The sequence below is a fragment of the Ignavibacteriales bacterium genome (assembly GCA_026390795.1).
Classification (GTDB): domain Bacteria; phylum Bacteroidota; class Ignavibacteria; order Ignavibacteriales; family Melioribacteraceae; genus Fen-1258.
Window position 1 is genome coordinate 1,076,959 of record JAPLFG010000003.1, and the last position, 16,840, is coordinate 1,093,798.

Below are 16,840 nucleotides of genomic sequence, written 5' to 3' on the forward strand. Positions count from 1 at the left end.
ATTTACTGAAAATAGTGGCTAAAAAAAATCCCTTAGTGCTTTAGTCTATGTAAAGCACTAAGGAATAGAGATGAATTTTATTGAAGTAATGAGATCATTGTCGATAATTCAGTAACTAATTTATCGTCACTTCCGCTAAAACCAACTGCTTTGAAACGAATGTTACCGGTTTTATCAATTATAAACTTTGTCGGAATTCCATCCACTTTATAGCTTTCAATCACTTTATTGTCGTTATCTAACAGAACATGAAATGTGTATTTATTCTGAGTGATAAAATCCTGTGCATTCTTCTTTTTATCATCAACATTATTTTCCCATGTGTTTACGAATAAAAACTTCACATTAGGATCGCTTCCAAATTTATTAACCGCTTTCTGCATTCCCGGAAATGACGCTTTGCATGGTCCGCACCACGTAGCCCAGAAGTCAATAATTACTATTTTACCTTTTAGATCTGCTAGAGAAACATTCTTACCATCCAGATCAACCAGAGTAAACTTAGGCGCGGGCATTTCAATCATTGTTTTTTTCATTTCATCCAGAGCGGATTTATTGGCCTTCAACTCCATACCGGAAAGATATTTTTCAAAACCGGCGTCCGAGCCTTTTGTTTTCGTGTATGCCTCTTTCAATAAATCTTTCATTGTTGAAGTACTTTTGCCGTCGGTAATAAATTTTTCCATTTCGGTAGTTGCTTCGGCATATTTGCCGTTTGCAACTAGCGCCTGTGAATATCGTTCATTAATATCGGCACTCTTTCCGCCATCTAGATCATAAGCCTTTTTCATTACTTGTAATGCTTCTTTATTATCACCAAGCTTAAGAAGAATTGCACCGTAAGTATCTATAACAGCATAAGCCGAAGCGCTCATTATTTTTTTATACTCTTTTTCCGAATAATAAGGAGGTGTTTTCACGTCCGTTTTTTGCACAACTTTACCGCTCAGTTCAACACCTTTTGCGGCCACTTCTTTTGCAAGCGGCAAGTTCACATTTTTTTCAAACATCGCCCAGGCTAAATTATTGTAGTCAGAACTTGTTGATTTCTCGTTTTTCTTAATCGCATCAAATGCTTCTTCATATTTTCCCTCCTTAATTAATGCTTGAGACGGATCAGGAAACAGATATACAACATATTGTGACTTGGGAAACTGAGCTTTGAATTTATCAGCAAGCTCTGCCTTTTTAGCTGCATCCTTTGTTCCGTAAGCTTCATTGAACTTTATCATTTCGGCACTTGAACCGGTCGGATATTTTTGTAGAATCAAAGCTTGTGTTGCCTCGTATTTATCTTTGGCTTTCAATACTCTATAAAGCTGAGACAAAAAAGAAAGATCTTCTTCGTTTTGAGAGAGAGTCTTTTCAAAATTCCCGGCTTCTGTTTTTAAATATTCTGCTGCTTTTTCTTTGTCAACTTTTGAGTAAGCGGAGTTATACATGAAAAAGAAATCTTTTTTAGAGGATGGATATAATGAAAGTTCTTCATTAAAATATTTAAAAGCAGTTTCGGGATCAGAATCAAGATTAAACGCACCGAACCAATTTATATAACCCACCGCCAATCCGCCTGAAGCATATTTGACGAACTTACCGTCGGCACCGTAAAAACGAACCGGAAAACATTTTGATCCGTTGTTGTCATATTCTTTTCCATCTGTAAAACGAAGAACAACACCCGCGCACGTATCTGCTGCAGAGAAACTTCCCTTCCAGACCTTACCTTCTTTTTTCAGATCATATTCATTTGTTGAATAGATGTTCTTTCCATAAGCATGAACAAGCATACTAATGTTTTCTGCATTCTCTATTTTAGTTCCGGCTGGATTATAAGTAATTGTAATTTTTTCTCCAGCTTTTGGTTTAGCAGGACTAAACGAAAAATTTTCATTCGATTGCGAATGGATACTTGAATTGAATCCGAGTAAAAGAAACAGTGCAACTATCGAGACTATCTTTTTCATGACTCCCCTACAATTTTTAATGATGGAAGGAAAATAACGAGTAATAACTATAAAGACAATTAGAGACTTATTTTTCAATCCATTAACATATCAAACAGAATGATTTTGGAATCAATTACCGCGCTTATTAGCAGTTCTTTTTCATCTTCAATTTTTACAGCATCTCCAGGCAGTAGTGAAATACCGTTAACATTTGCTTCGCCTTCAATCAAGTGAAGATACACACCTCGGTTTTTTTTCATTTCATACTTAATCTCTTTTCCTTTGTCGAGATCGGAAAGAAAAATTTCAGCGTCCTGGTTTATGAAAATAACTCCTTCTTCTTTAATTCCGCTTACAACCTTCAGCAATTTATTTTTCTTAACATCATGAGAAAATTTCTTTTGTTCATACGAAGGAGTTAGCCCCATTTTATTAGGAATAAACCATATTTGTAAAAGTTTTAGAGTCTCTGAATCCGATGCGTTGAATTCAGAATGAAAAATTCCATTGCCTGCTGTCATTCTCTGAACTTCATTAACAGTAATTGTCCCCTGGCCGCCGGAACTGTCTTTATGTGCAACTGTTCCTTCCAGAATAATGGTAACAATTTCCATGTCTCTATGAGGATGAGTTGGAAAACCTTCGCCAGCTTGAATAACATCATCATTCATAACTCTCAAGGGTCCAAAGTGAATGTTTGACGGATCATAATATTCCCCAAATGAAAAACTATGACGGCTGTCGAGCCAATCTATCTGAGTATGTCCCCGTTCATTACTTCTTTTTATATCAATCATTCTGATTTCTTTCTTTTTGTTGTTTGTAAATGTTACGAATTAGTTTATTACTAATTAGTACTAATTTAGTAAAAAAATTATTTTCTTCTGCTTAGTGATGTCCCTAATTTTTTTAGTAGGTCGCCCAGATTTTTTTGTTCTGCTGCGGTTAATACAGACATAAATTGTGATATGTTCTCGGCGTGTTTAACAAATACTTCCTCAAATAATTTTTGTCCGGAAGATGTGAGCTGAATATGAATGGCGCGCCGGTCCTCATTACTTGGAACACGTTCGATATAGCCCAGCTTTTCAATATTATCCAGAACCAAAGTCATATTACCGCCAGTCACCAACATCTTATCACAAATCTCTCCTATCTTAAGCGGTCCCAAATGCCCAATGACTTCAATAACAGCAAATTGCGGCTGCGTTAATCCGAATTCTTTAATACTCTCGGATGATTTTTTGTCAAACGAAGAATAAGCCCGGGCAAATTTAACCCATGTACTAAGTGCCAAATCTATTCTTTTACCGTATTTCAATGTAGTCTTCAATGTTTATACCTATCTATAACATTACTTTATAAAATTAAGTTATCGGTAATAACTTGTCAAGTCATCTTGAAATCACCGAATAATTTGGGAACTATTTTACCAAAATTTTCATTAATCAGATTGTAACCACCGGAATATGTATGCCGCAGACAGAAGTAAAATATTTCAGTCCTAACGAAGCGCAAAAGACATTGCCTTTAGTTAAACAGATTGTGCGTGATATTTTAAATAACGCATATCAAATAAAAACAATTGCGGATTCTTTGAACGGGAAAATTGACGACAACTCAGAAATCCAACAGCTCATCGGGCAGATTGATTCATACATAAGGGAACTAAATGAAATTGGCTGCACTTTTAAGGATTGGAATTTCCAAATAGGGCTTGTTGATTTTCCATCTGTTATTGACGGCGAGGATGTATTGTTATGCTGGCGTAGCGATGAAGACGCTGTCCGCTTTTATCATAGTCTTGATGACGGATTTGCCGGAAGAAAACCAATTCCGGAAGAATATTATTAATCCGATTCTTAGCACCACTTCTAAACAAAATTTAACAATTCTATTTTTAACAACCGTCTATTTGGAATTTTCTATTCGATACGAATGAGTAATTTCAACCGCCTTTTGAAGCATTGCCGTTACGCTGCAGTATGTTTTTTGTGATAGTTCTATTGCTCTTTCTACAGCTTCTTTCGGAATTTCATTTCCATAAAAAAGATATTCTAAATGAATTTTAGTAAAAACTTGAGGATGAGTTTCTTGAACCTCTGCAGTTACATTAATCTCAAAACCATCTAGATTTATTTTTTTCTTTTGCAGAATAACGGCAACGTCACTTCCAGTACATCCGGCAAGCGCAAGTAATAATAATTCTTTAGGACGCGTTCCTGCATCGCTTCCTCCAAAATTTTCTGGTCCGTCCATTGACACCCAATGGTTCGAATCAGTTTTACCAATAAATGTTACACCTTTAATTTGCTTTACATATGCTTTCTTGGTTGCCATGAATTAATCCTCAAAATTATTTGTCAACTAAGAATTAGATGAACCTGCCTGATAAAGGATTCTACTAACAAATCAATCTGGAAGCTCGATTGTCAATACGGATAAAAAATGTAGAACAAAATTGAAAAACAAAAAAGGACCCACATACCGGTACTAACTGTTTTTATTCTTCCTGCAACCATCATGGTTAAAGGATAGACTACAAATCCCGCAGTCATACCAATTCCAAGATTGAAAGTAAAACTCATTAATGTCATTGTGATAAAAACCGGGATTGTTTCTGCTAGATCGTCAAATTTGAGATGCGATACCGGAGAGATCATTAACAAACCAACTATTATTAACGCAGCACCGTAGGCATAGGGCGGAATAGAAGCGAAGAGCGGTGAAAAGAACAATGCAAATAAAAATAAAATTGCAGTTACAACAGCCGTTAATCCGGATTTACCGCCTGCTTCTATTCCGGCAGCCGACTCAATATAAGTCCCGGTAGTTGTTGTTCCGCAGAGTGCGCCAAAAACCGTTGCCAGTGCATCTGCCAGCATTGGTTTTTCTATCTCAGGCAAGTTCCCTTTTTCATCAAGCATTTTAGCCTTATATCCAAGTCCAAGTAACGTTCCCATCGTATCAACAAAATCCATTACGAAGACCACAAGAATTACTGAGAAGAATCCCCAGTTAAGTGCACCAAGAATGTCGAGCTGCAAAAAGACCGGACTAATATCAGGCGGCATGCTAACCCATTCCGATGGAAATTTTGTTACACCGAATAAAAATCCAAGAAGAGTTGTAAAAAGAATTCCGATTAAAATTGATCCGTGAACTTTTTTTATCATTAAAACGCCGATTAAGAGAAAAGCAAATATTCCAAGCAGCACGGACGGTTCATGAAAATTACCCACATGCACCGGAGCGCCCGCTACACCTAATTTTACAATCCCGGTCTCATTTAAACCAATAAATGTTAAAAACAATCCGATACCGGCAGCAAAAGCTATTTTCAAACTTTCGGGAATTGCATTAGCAAGCCAGCTTCTAATGTTCAGCAAAGTTAAAAGAGTGAACAAAACTCCGCCGATGAAAATTGCACCGAGCGCAGTCTGCCAGCTGTAATGCAAGACATTTACTACTGTGTAAGCTACAAAAGCATTCTCTCCCATATAGGGTGCAATTGCAAAAGGTCTTTTAGCATAGACTCCCATAATCAACGTACCGAAGAATGCACTTAAAATTGTAGCCGCCATTGAAGCGCCGAACGGCATTCCCGCAGCTTCTAAAATTTTTGGATTGACTATGATGATGTACGCCATCGTCACAAAAGTTGTTCCGCCGGCAAGAATTTCTTGCTTAACCGTAGTACCAAGTTCATCAAGAAGAAAATATTTTTTAATCATATTAACCTCATTATGATTAGACTTAATATGAGAGATATAAAACGTTCTATATTCTTAATTAAATATAACCGATTAGATTTGCAGTTGCATATGTTTATCTTTGTAAAAAATCATTACAATATATTTATTAGATTGCTTTACATTTTACTGCAGGAAATTATATGAAGCATGTTTTACCAAGCAGATATGTTGACCTTATCGGATTTCCGATGGATCTTGGTGCCGGACGGCGCGGCGTTGATATGGGTCCATCTGCGCTTCGCATAGCAAATATAAAACAGCGATTGGAAAGTTTGGGATACACAGTTGAAGACCTCGGCGATCTGTTTATTCGCAATCAAGAATTACAAACAATCAAAAATCCAAAGTTAAAATATCTCGGCGAGATTGTTAGAACATGTGAACTGCTTGCGCGACGGGTTGAAAAATCTCTTGAACAAAATCATTTTCCGCTTTGTATGGGCGGAGATCACTCAATGGCAATAGGCACTCTTGCCGGTGTTGCCGCTCATTGTAAAAAGAAAAAACATGAACTCGGTTTGATCTGGATTGACGCTCATGCAGATATGAATACAGAAGAAACAACTCCTTCTGGAAATATACACGGGATGAGCGTTGCCGCATCACTTGGTTTAGGGAATAAATTGTTGACTCAAATTCATGGACTCTCACCAAAAATAAAACCTGAGAATGTTACATTTATTGGAATTAGAAGTTTGGATCATGAAGAAAGAGAAACGATCAAACGACTTGGTCTTAAAGTATATACAATGACGGAGATTGACCGCAAGGGAATAAATTTTATTATAAATAAAATTTTAAAAGATTATAAATCTCGAGTTCAGCATATACATGTCAGTTTTGATGTTGACAGCATTGATCCATCCGAAGCGCCTGGAGTCGGAACTCCTGTAAGCGGAGGATTGAGCTACCGCGAAGCTCACCTGCTAATGGAAACAATTGCCGAATGCGGATGTATGTCCTCTCTTGAAGTTGCCGAAGTCAATCCCATTCTTGATACACGCAATAGAAGTGCTGAAATTACTGCCGAATTGGTTGCTTCAAGTATGGGATTACGAATATTATGAATCATGATTTTACTATTTATTGTACCCCTGAACATAAATTTATATATTCGAAATAAGATCTCGATAAATTAGAATCATTACTATAAGAACTGTCCGGAATTATTGTTTGGAAATTTTTCTCCGGTTTTTAGAATTCAGCGAAATAAAAGAAAAATAAATCCCAATGCTTGAAGAAGAAAATAAAAACTCTGCTGAAGAAAATTTATTTGATAAGATGGCAAACGAGCAGTCGCCCGTTCCTCTTAAAAAACTACAGCGATCTAAGAGTAATGTAGTGATTGCGGGTGTCTGTTCCGGTATTGCTGAATATTTGAAAATGGATCCGGCAACCATTCGTATAATTGCATTACTGACTGTTTTACTCGGCGGATGGAGCGCGATTGCGTATATAATTACATCTTTACTTTTACCAATTGATCAGAACCCGAAACAGTTATCGAGTGCAGAAATTAATTCAATCCGAAAAGTAAATTTTAGAACTATTTTAAGCGGTTTATTGATCCTTATAGGATTCCATTTCGCACTGGTTTATATAGGAATCGGAAGCGGAGAAAGAATTTTCATTCTTCCAAACGGATTTGTTTTTCCTTTTGCTTCAATGATCTTTGGAATAACATTGCTCAGAAAGAATGTATCGCCGTATGATGTTACATGGTTTCATAATACAGAAAATTATTCACGCTCTAGGAGTGATAAAATTATTTTTGGCATCTGCGGCGGTTTCGGCAAATATTTAAATATTGATGCCGCCGCCTTAAGAATAATTTTTATTTTAGCCACGCTTTTAACACTTGGATTATTTGCCATCGCTTATATTTATTTCGGTCTATCCACTCCTTACGAAATGGAACAAAAATTTGAATAACAGCAGATTTATTCTCGGAATAAGTTTTTTTCTTGCCGGATTTTTTTCGCTTCTGAAATATCTAAATATTGTAAACATACCGGGTGAACAAATAATCGGCGGCGCAATTATTTTTTATGCCTTACCCACAGTTTACATTTCTTTAGAAAAAGGAAGAAGGGATAAATTAATCTGGGCAACCATTTTATTCTGCATTAGTGTTGTTCTTGTAGTTAAATCATATTTCGAAATTCTTGATACGCGAGGAATAATTTTTGCTTCAATTCTTTTTACAAGCGGAACAGTGCTTTTGCTTTTGTTCATAGAAAATATGAAAGAAAAGATCTTTTTCATTTCATCTTTAATATTGATTCTTCTGAGCTACTTAACTGTTACATATTTTAAAAATCTTGGTTTGTTTGAGACAGCAAATAAAATTGGGAATATAGTCGAGATTTTCTGGCCTGTAATTCTGATTATACTTGGGATAGGTATTTATATAGATAGGAATAAATAATTCTTACTGGATTCTCCCTCGAACAGCCTGTCCGTTCATTGTTCCAAACAAATAATCTTTATCCGAAGCGGTCGAAGCACCAGCTTTTGATTCAATTGTAACGCGTATTGATTCAATCTGTTCTTTTGGTAAAAGCGGGAAAGAAGTGATCTTCATGTATTCGCTTCCTCTCGGTTGATAGTCGCCAATCGAATAATTCTGCTTTTTACTTACAACCCAAATATGATAAGTCTGATTGGAAGAAAGCGACTGAACATTTTTAAATTGAATCAAACCTTCTTTTTCATTAAATGAGAAGAGGAGGCGTGCGGATATTTTTTCGTTTGGATTCGGACTTGCTAGATTAACAACCGTAATATCTTTGTAATTAAAAAACTCCACAAGAAAAGAGTAGTTAGCTATAAAATCATTTGTTTTACCAAGTTCGCTCTTCAATTCAGTAACATCATTTTTTAGATCGCTGATTTGCTTTTGCAAAGAATCTATTGAACTATATGAAAAATAACCAAGACCGGTAAAGAGGACCAGTGTTAATAGAAGCGCAATCCATCCGGCAGCACTGGAAGAAACTTTTTCAGGTTCAAATTTATTTTCGGCTTCCTTCTTTTCGAAAGGTAATTGCTGCGGCGGAGGCGGAATTGAAGTAAGCCTGCTTGGCGCCTCTGCAGAAACTTTCTTTTTGAATAAATCTGTTTTGAACTCTTCCGTTGAAGGGATTCCCGGAATTTCTTCAGAAGCAGAAGATGGCACTTCTTCATTGGAAGATTGAAATGTTGGTGCGGGCATCTTTTTATTCAAGAACGTCAGTCTATTTTGTTTCGGTTTGACTGATGTTTCTCCCGTAACTTTTTTTGTATCGCTTGATTTAATAAAGGTAGCAGAAGTTTTTTTCTTCTCTTCAATAATCTTGGTCTTGATCTCTTCCTTCATTCCGATTAATTTTTTTGCAACCATATCTTTGATTGAAGAATCGGGATTATCCAAATCAAGAATAATTGGAATCATGGAAACGATATTCTGAAGTTCGCCTAATTCTCCTTTCGGCAGAGAGCCGCCCTGTTCAAGGTATTCCTTAAAATGAGTATAGTTTTCCTTATCCATACAGCCGGCGGAAAATGCAGCAATCATCTCATGTATCATTTGATCTGCCATTGCAGTTATTCCCTCACCAGATAATCTCTTAAACTATGCAGCGCAGTCATAACTTTTCCGCGTACCGTTTCAACCGGAACGTTCAATTTATCCGCAATCTCGTCAATCGTGTATCCTTCATAATATGCTAAGTGTAAAACATATTTTTGAGTATCGGTAAGTTTAGCTAATGATCTTTCAATTTTTGGTTTGATTGTAAACGCCGTATTAAAATCTAAACTATCCATCTCTTTGGCAAATGTTGGAAGAATATAGTTGTCTTCATAATCGTCGTCATATTGAATTACATTTGAATTTGCTGAACGGTCTCTTCTCAAAGTATCCACCGCTTTGTTTCGCGCTAAAGTAATAAGCCAGCTGAAGACATTTCCAGTTTTGAAATCAAATTTTTGGATCTTTCGCCAGATGATTACAAATACTTCAACAAGAATTTTTTCAGCCGCAGCCTGATCCGGTGATATTTTTTTAATGATTGTGTATAACAAGGACGAATATCGGTCGTACAATTCTTCCAGTGCACGCGATTCAAAACGTGCAATCTCATGCATCAATTCTATATCTGAAAGTTCTTTAAACTTGCTCAACCAATACTCATATAATGTGGAATGACTTAATCAAAAGTATCACTACTGAATCAAAATTGCAATTGAATAGAAGCAATCGGTTACCTGTTCCGAGCCTTGTTTGATGCTCACAAAAACAATCAACTAATAAACATTATTAAATGCTGACTGCTGAATGCTGATAGCTTTCAGCTATTTTATTATATTTGGCTCCAAGAAAAACAAAAAGAAAACATTATGACATCAAATGAAATCCGGCAAAATTTTTTAGATTTTTTCAAAGACAAAGAGCATAGAATTGTTCCGAGCGCCCCTGTTGTTCCGTATGACGACCCGACACTTCTTTTTACAAATGCAGGTATGAATCAATTTAAGGATGTATTTCTTGGAACCGGAACCCGCGAATATAAACGTGCTGCCGATACACAAAAGTGTATCCGTGTTTCAGGAAAACATAACGACCTTGAAGAAGTTGGACATGATACTTATCATCATACATTTTTTGAAATGCTTGGCAACTGGTCGTTTGGAGATTATTATAAAAAGGAAGCGATTGGATGGGCATGGGAACTATTGACTGAAGTTTGGAAACTTCCAAAAGATAGATTGTGGGCAACTGTTTATAGAACCGATGATGAAGCTTTAAATTTTTGGAAAAGCGAAACTGATATTAACCCGGCACACATTTTAAAATTTGACGAGAAAGATAATTTCTGGGAAATGGGTGATACGGGTCCGTGCGGTCCGTGTTCCGAGATTCACATTAACTTAAGTGATGATTTAAATGCTTCTCATTTGGTTAATGCTGGTTCTCCGCTCTGCATAGAAATTTGGAATTTGGTTTTCATTCAATATAACCGCGATGCAAACGGAACACTTCACGATCTTCCGGCAAAGCATGTTGATACCGGAATGGGTTTCGAGCGGGTTTGTGCTGTACTTCAGAATAAAAAATCGAATTACGATACAGATGTTTTCATGCCGATAATTAATGAGATTGCTAAACTTTCCGGCGCACAATATGATGAAAAATTATCTGTCGATGATAATTCCCACGTTGGGCAAAGCAATATTTCAATGAGAGTAATTGCAGATCATATACGTACGCTTACATTTGCAATTGGAGACGGTGCAACGCCCGGTAATGAAGGACGTGGTTATGTTCTCCGCCGTTTATTGAGGCGTGCGGCACGTTACGGAAGAAAAATAAATTTGAAAGATCCCTTTCTTTATAAACTTGTCCGTGTAGTTGTTGATAATTTCAGTCATGTGTTTCCGGAAATTTTAACCAATAGATCCAACATTGAAAAAATTATTAAAGCGGAAGAAGAAAGTTTTAACGCAACCCTTGACCGCGGAATAGAATTGTTCGATGTTCTAGTAAAAAAGACGAATGCTAAGAATGAAAAAACAATTTCCGGCGATGATGTATTCAAACTTTACGATACTTACGGATTTCCGGTTGATCTAACTGCAGTTATGGCTAGAGAACATGGATTTGGAATCGATGAAACCCGTTTCAATGAATTAATGGATGAACAAAAAAGAAAATCAAGAGATGATTCAAAGAAAAAAACTACATCTGTTATTTATGAGAATTATCTCCCTGACCATGTCAAAGGCAAAACTGAATTTGTGGGATATGATTATGATAATCTAGTTAACTTCTATGTAAAAGAATGTCATCCCATTGGAGATGGAGTTTATGTGTTTGATAAAACGCCTTTTTATGGTGAGTCTGGTGGTCAGGTCGGAGATACTGGAAAGATTCTATTAGAAAACGGAACTGAAATCAAAATTATTAATACATATAAAATTCAGGATGATATAGCTCATGAAGTTGAATTTGTTCCTGATCCAAAATTTAAGGATGCCAGATTACCATTGATTGGAGATTTTCATGTTTCGGTAGATGTTAAGCGCCGCTGGAATATAATGCGCAATCATTCTGCAACACATTTTCTACATAGAGCAATGAGAGAAATTCTCGGCAAACATGTTCAGCAGGCAGGTTCACTTGTTAATCAAGACCATCTCCGTTTCGATTTCACACACTTTGAGAAAGTAAACAATGCCGAAATTGAAGCGATCGAATCTTTGGTAAATGAAAAGATTAGAGAAAATTTACCGTTAAATCATCACCGGGATACGCCGTTTGAAGAAGCAAAGAAGATGGGTGCTTTGATGTTCTTCGGCGATAAATACGGTGATAAGGTTAATGTAGTTCAGTTCGGCGATTTCACAATGGAATTCTGCGGCGGAACTCATGTTAAGAACAGTTCGCAGATTGGCTTGTTTAAAATATTAAGTGAGTCCTCCATTGCAAGCGGTGTAAGAAGAATTGAAGCCGTTACCGGCGCCGGTGTTGAAAAGTTTATTAAAGAACAGGAATCGAAAATTGAAAATGGCGAATTGAGAATTAATGAGTTGCATGATGAGAAGAAAAAATTGGAAAAAGAATTAGCTGAACTTCAACTTAAAGCCAAGCTTGGAGGGCTCGATTCAATTCTGGCCTCTCCTTCCGATATTAATGGTATTAAAATTTTTAAAGGAAAAGTTTCTGCTGCCAACATGGATGAATTGAAATCGATGGGAGATGAACTTCGTGAAAAAATGAAGAGCGGCGTCGGTGTTTTAATTTCTGAAATTGATGGCAAAGTTGGAATTGTTGCTGTTGTGAGTGATGAGTTAATAAAAGAGAAAAAAATTCTTGCCGGAAATATTGTTAAACAAGTTGCTCAAATTGTTGGCGGAAGCGGCGGCGGAAAACCTCATCTTGCAACTGCCGGCGGAAAAGATGTTTCCAAAATTGATGAGGCATTAGAATCTGTAGATAAACTGTTTTAGAATTATTTAGATGGTTCCGCAAAGAGATTTTGGAACTGTCATTCCGTACTTGATGCGGAATCTAAAACTTAATTAGTTTTATAGATTAGTCGATGCCGGGTCAAGTCCGGCATAGCAAAAAAGACTTTTGTTATACTCCTTTATTTTTCTCGGAAATTATTTTAGCTAATCTTTTTACTTCTTCTAGTTCCGGGTGGCCAAGCTTAGCTGAAATTTTTATTACACCTTCCAAATCCCAGTCTGGTGAACGGACGCCTTCTTGTAATAGATTTAAGACGTTCTGTTTTGCTTCAGAGTATTCTTTCCAATATACAGCATAGCAATAAAAGTGAAGTTCCAAACTCACCGTTTTTTCTTTTTCATCTTTATTAATATTAAGAGCAATGTCTATGAAATTTCGTGCTTCATTTAGCCTTTCCATTTCAATTAAGAATTTAGCATAGTTGCCATTATTGTTTGCATTACTAGGGTCAAGGTCTAATGCTTTCTTATAATACTTCTCAGCTTCTTCATAATTCTTTCGAATATCATTCAAAAAATTAGCATAGTTGCCATTGTTGTTTGCATTACTAGGATCAAGTTCTAATGCTTTCTTATAATATTTCTCTGCTTCTTTATAATTCTTTCGAAAGTTCTTCAAGAAAATAGCATAGTTGCCATTATTGGTTACATTACTAGGATCAAGGTCTAATGCTTTCTTATAATACTTCTCAGCTTCTTCATAATTCTTTCGAATATCATTCAAGAAATAAGCATAGCTGCCATTATTGTTTGCATTACTAGGCTCAAGTTCTAAAGCTTTCTTATAATACTTCTCAGCTTCTTCATAATTCTTTCGAATGTTCTTCAAGAAAATAGCATAGTTGCCATTGTTAGTTGCATTACTGGGATCAAGCCCTAATGCTTTCTTAAAATACTTCTCAGCTTCTTCATAATTCTTTCGAAAATCATTCAAAAAAATAGCATAGTTGCCATTGAAGGTTGCATTACTGGGATCAAGGTCTAATGCTTTCTTATAATACTTCTCAGCTTCTTCATAATTCTTTCGAATATCATTCAAGAAATTAGCATAGTTGCCATTGTTGTTTGCATTACTAGGATCAAGTTCTAATGCTTTCTTATAATATTTCTCCGCTTCTTCATAATTTTTTCGAATGTTCTTCAAGAAAATAGCATAGCTGCCATTATTGTTTGCATTACTAGGCTCAAGTTCTAAAGCTTTCTTATAATACTTCTCAGCTTCTTCATAATTCTTTCGAATGTCATCCAAGAAAATAGCATAGTTGCCTGTCAGTTCAGGACTATTTGGTAAAATTGAAAGATATTCTTTATATAATTCATTTTGCTTTGCGATATCTGTTTCATTATTAATCAATTGCTGGTAGTACCACCAATTCTTCACTTCTGTGCGTTCAACAATATTTTTAAGAGCTTGTTTTGTTTCCCCTGCTAAGTTTATTCCCTTATTAATTGCATCAAACTGTTCTCTATATTTTTTTGCTCTCACTTCAGAAAATTCAATTATCTTCGTGTCCATAGGCGCATAGTTTAGTTTATCTCCAAGCTGTATCATAAGTTCATCAAATCCATCAATAGGCACGGCATAGCCGTTAAATTTTTCAACTATTTTAGAAATCTTTTCTGATAAGGAATGATCTTTATGGTAAAACCAAAATAATCCTCCTTCAATTGCACTCAATTCACTTAAGTAATTCATAAGACTACCATCATTACCACCGTAGCCAATAACAATTGGTGTATAATATTTGAAGATATCTGTAAGATTCTTTTTAAAGCCATCGGCGAGTGAACAAGTATCTTCATTATTACTCTTAGGAGAAAGAAAAAGATCGCGGTGAATTTTTATTACCACAGGTCTTGAACCGAATGGTCTAATAAAATTCGCTAATGCTTCGTGCCCAACAACTAAAGGTTTTTTCTGTGTATAAATAAATAATGCATCCTCGCAAAGGGAATCAAAATTGGTTGTAATAACTATTTTATGTTCGGTTGAAGATAGAATGTTCGCGAGGACAGAATATCCGCAGCTTGGATCAATATTCTCCATCTCCTTTTCAAGGAATGAAAATCCATCACGAGGGTCTACTTCAAATCTTTTATCGTAAATTTTTGAATATCCTTGGGCAAGATCATCTGGAGGAATATTTTCTTTTTGCAGCCAATCTTGAATTGCACTTTCACTTTCCATCTGAATTAATTCATCTATCCATAATTTAGCCAGCTCACTTCCGGTTCTTATTCCGGATTGTTTAGATGCGCCCGCTCCTAAGATGAAACAGAATTTCTTGTCCTTTCTTTGATCATTTACAAAGTGGAACAAAAATTTCTTTAATAACATTTCTTTCATTTCAACCCTGAAGGAATTTTAATCTGACTTAAATTATGAATTTAACTTTTGTAAATAAATAAGAATGTTTCTGCCGCTTAAGCAATTTACCAACAGAACTATACAAAAAGAAGAAGATTGGGCCTTATTTGTCAACTTATAGAAATGATAAAATGTTTGATATCTCATTAGCCAGTGTAGAAAAAATATTTATTTAGTATCATAAACTCATTTAAAAGCTAAAACCCGATCTTATTTCAAGACCGGGTTTTTTATTTATCCGCAATTTTTATAACACCGACTACTTTATAATCATCATCTTCTTAACATCAACAAAATTTTCCATCTGTAATTTATAAAAATAAACACCGCTTGATAATGTCGTACGTGCAGTCGAAAATGTAATTTGATGATTTCCTGCAGGCTGAGTTTCATCTACAAGGACAGCTACTTCTCTTCCTAATAAATCGGAAACGCTCAAATGAACTTTGCCGCTAATAGGAAGTTGATAACTAATTACTGTCTCCGGATTAAAAGGATTGGGATAATTTTGATTTAGCTTAAATGAGGTTGGAATGCTCTCTGTTTCTTTAACATCAGTTGGATTGAAATCAACTTTGGTTAAAATATTTGCACCTGCGATCCAAAGATTATTATTCTTATCTACAACCAGATCATTTACGCAATTACCGGGAAAAGTGTTGTTGTCATATGCATAGTTTGTCCACGATGAACCGGAAAATTTATAAAGTCCGTTTCCATTATATTGACCGCAGAATCCGGTTCCTACCCAAACGTCGTTACCTCTGTGAGCAATTGCACTTACGACCTTACTGCTAGCATCTTGTGAATTAGCAATATAATTTGACCAAAGATTTGTTGAAGGGGTATACTTTGTCAAACCAGCGCCAACCCAAGAATCATTTACTTTATCCATGGTACCAAACCAAATATTTCCGGAAGCATCGGGAGCGATTACTCTTACCCAATTTCCTCCCAAGCCGCCGCTTGTATTTTCTTTAGTGTATGCTGTCCATGAAGAATTTGTTGGATTAAATTTGTACACACCTATATTAGTACCGCACCAAATATTTCCTGCAATATCTTTTGCAATTACTTCAACGTTGCTGTAATTATATCCGTTAAAAAAATTATTGAACGGCGTCCATATATTCGCTCCATCCCATTTGACTAATCCCGCATTGCTGTTATTGCCGCAATAAATTCCAACATAAATATTACTAGTGTTATCAAGTGTTAAACAATATGTCCAATTCGTCGGCATTAAATTACCGGTTGTACTCATATTTTTCTGAACCCACAATGAAACTCCATTGTAATACAAGAATCCGCTTCCATAAGTACAGACCCATAAAGAATTTGTATTTGTTACTGTAATATCCATAACTCTATCGTTCACCATTCCAGAAGTTGTATAGTCATAGACAGTCCACGTACTTCCCTGGTTGAATTTAACCACCGATTGATTTGTGCCAATCCAAATATTACCGGATGCATCGGTAGCTAAGCAGTATGTTGCGGTTAAAGCTGAGTTTGAACTATTGTAATCGTAAGTGGTCCACTTTGGAGTTTGTGCGGAAATATTTAAAGCGAATATGGAAAGAATAAAGAAAACAGTAATTAGTTTTTTCATGATCACTCCTTTCTCTTTTTAGAGAAGCAATTAATTTATAGTCGAGGGCAATGAAGAGGTTGAATGCTGCCCGGAGAATTTTAATTAATTTATATTATTGCTTAGTCAGGTAAGCAGTAATTACAAGTGAGCCATGAATTTCTGATTT

14 protein-coding genes are annotated in these 16,840 nt (G+C 35.9%); 5 read left to right on the forward strand and 9 right to left on the reverse strand.

Annotated elements, in window-relative coordinates; translation table 11 throughout:
• Positions 1-77 precede the first annotated feature (77 nt).
• The 3 genes from NTX65_08355 to NTX65_08365 form a co-directional block, all read right to left on the reverse strand.
• The gene (locus tag NTX65_08355) at positions 78-1,964 is read right to left on the reverse strand and encodes a redoxin domain-containing protein (protein ID MCX6169337.1); all 1,887 of its coding nucleotides are present in this window, start codon (positions 1,962-1,964) and stop codon (positions 78-80) included.
• Positions 1,965-2,038: 74 nt separating this feature from the next.
• The gene (locus tag NTX65_08360) at positions 2,039-2,743 is read right to left on the reverse strand and encodes a pirin family protein (protein MCX6169338.1); all 705 of its coding nucleotides are present in this window, start codon (positions 2,741-2,743) and stop codon (positions 2,039-2,041) included.
• Between the two features lie 77 nt (positions 2,744-2,820).
• Complete coding sequence (locus NTX65_08365; protein MCX6169339.1) at positions 2,821-3,267, reverse strand: MarR family transcriptional regulator; 447 nt, start codon at positions 3,265-3,267, stop codon at positions 2,821-2,823.
• 152 nt (positions 3,268-3,419) lie between these two features.
• On the opposite strand from NTX65_08365, the gene NTX65_08370 reads away from it, so the two are divergent.
• On the forward strand, positions 3,420-3,800 hold the full coding sequence (locus tag NTX65_08370; GenBank protein ID MCX6169340.1) for a DUF2203 domain-containing protein: 381 nt from the start codon (positions 3,420-3,422) through the stop codon (positions 3,798-3,800).
• Positions 3,801-3,857: 57 nt separating this feature from the next.
• Here the strand turns inward: NTX65_08370 and NTX65_08375 are convergent, their stop codons facing one another.
• Together NTX65_08375 and NTX65_08380 are read right to left on the reverse strand one after the other, a co-directional pair.
• On the reverse strand, positions 3,858-4,286 hold the full coding sequence (locus NTX65_08375) for an OsmC family protein (GenBank protein MCX6169341.1): 429 nt from the start codon (positions 4,284-4,286) through the stop codon (positions 3,858-3,860).
• 92 nt (positions 4,287-4,378) lie between these two features.
• Positions 4,379-5,680: an NCS2 family permease gene (locus tag NTX65_08380; GenBank protein MCX6169342.1), complete on the reverse strand. Its 1,302-nt coding sequence runs from the start codon at positions 5,678-5,680 to the stop codon at positions 4,379-4,381.
• 161 nt (positions 5,681-5,841) lie between these two features.
• Here NTX65_08380 and rocF point away from each other — a divergent pair, with 161 nt between their 5' ends.
• From rocF to NTX65_08395, 3 genes are all read left to right on the forward strand, one after another.
• Positions 5,842-6,768 (forward strand): arginase, encoded by a 927-nt coding sequence (gene rocF, locus NTX65_08385; protein MCX6169343.1) that lies wholly within the window; start codon positions 5,842-5,844, stop codon positions 6,766-6,768.
• A gap of 163 nt (positions 6,769-6,931) precedes the next feature.
• On the forward strand, positions 6,932-7,633 hold the full coding sequence (locus tag NTX65_08390) for a PspC domain-containing protein (GenBank protein ID MCX6169344.1): 702 nt from the start codon (positions 6,932-6,934) through the stop codon (positions 7,631-7,633).
• On the forward strand, positions 7,626-8,129 hold the full coding sequence (locus NTX65_08395; GenBank protein MCX6169345.1) for a hypothetical protein: 504 nt from the start codon (positions 7,626-7,628) through the stop codon (positions 8,127-8,129). The genes NTX65_08390 and NTX65_08395 overlap by 8 nt, the downstream gene beginning before the upstream one ends.
• A 3-nt stretch (positions 8,130-8,132) precedes the next feature.
• Here NTX65_08395 and NTX65_08400 read toward each other — a convergent pair whose 3' ends face one another.
• Together NTX65_08400 and NTX65_08405 are read right to left on the reverse strand one after the other, a co-directional pair.
• The gene (locus tag NTX65_08400) at positions 8,133-9,281 is read right to left on the reverse strand and encodes a hypothetical protein (protein MCX6169346.1); all 1,149 of its coding nucleotides are present in this window, start codon (positions 9,279-9,281) and stop codon (positions 8,133-8,135) included.
• A gap of 5 nt (positions 9,282-9,286) precedes the next feature.
• Positions 9,287-9,865 carry a sigma-70 family RNA polymerase sigma factor gene (locus NTX65_08405; protein ID MCX6169347.1) on the reverse strand — a complete coding sequence of 193 codons (579 nt, stop codon included), beginning with the start codon at positions 9,863-9,865 and terminating at the stop codon, positions 9,287-9,289.
• Positions 9,866-10,081: 216 nt separating this feature from the next.
• Between NTX65_08405 and alaS the strand changes: the two genes are divergently transcribed.
• Positions 10,082-12,691: an alanine--tRNA ligase gene (gene alaS, locus NTX65_08410; GenBank protein ID MCX6169348.1), complete on the forward strand. Its 2,610-nt coding sequence runs from the start codon at positions 10,082-10,084 to the stop codon at positions 12,689-12,691.
• A gap of 130 nt (positions 12,692-12,821) precedes the next feature.
• Here the strand turns inward: alaS and NTX65_08415 are convergent, their stop codons facing one another.
• A complete protein-coding gene (locus NTX65_08415; GenBank protein ID MCX6169349.1) occupies positions 12,822-15,059 on the reverse strand; it encodes a tetratricopeptide repeat protein in 2,238 nt (745 codons plus the stop codon).
• Between the two features lie 280 nt (positions 15,060-15,339).
• Entirely contained in the window at positions 15,340-16,692 is a 1,353-nt protein-coding gene (locus tag NTX65_08420; protein ID MCX6169350.1) for a T9SS type A sorting domain-containing protein, read from the reverse strand.
• Between the last annotated feature and the right edge of the window lie 148 nt (positions 16,693-16,840).